Genomic DNA, 447 nt, shown 5'->3' on the forward strand with positions numbered 1-447 from the left:
CTGACGGCGCAAGGCTTTCGCATCGAAACCGCCGATGATGGCGTGCATGGGCTAGAGCGTATGCATGAGGTGAAGCCCGATCTGCTGATCACCGATATCAACATGCCGAATATGGACGGCTTCGAACTGATTGAAGCGGTTCGCAAAGTGTCTGAATTTCGGGGCACCCCGATCCTTGTTCTATCGACCGAATTTTCGGACGATAAAAAGGCGCGCGCCCGTTCGGCTGGCGCCACCGGTTGGATTACCAAACCCTTTGAAGCGACCAAGCTGGGGGCGGCGATCCGCCGCGTGTGCCCATGAGCGGCGATGGTTTGGACGAAATCCTCGGCATTTTCTTCGAGGAATGTGATGAAGGCCTGATCATTGCCGAGCAAGGCCTGTCGGCGATGGCCGATGGAGACACTTCGGCGGATGTCATCGCGGGCGTGTTCCGCGCGGTCCATT

General features: G+C 57.9%; 1 protein-coding gene. It reads left to right on the plus strand.

Annotation, left to right across the window (positions count from 1 at the left end):
- Positions 1–303, plus strand: a 303-nt coding sequence (locus ACTD9P_RS29955; RefSeq protein ID WP_438870470.1) for a response regulator, incomplete at its 5' end; no start/stop codon positions are given.
- Positions 304–447: the final 144 nt, after the last annotated feature.

This window comes from Pseudomonas onubensis (assembly GCF_965653655.1).
Classification (GTDB): domain Bacteria; phylum Pseudomonadota; class Gammaproteobacteria; order Pseudomonadales; family Pseudomonadaceae; genus Aquipseudomonas.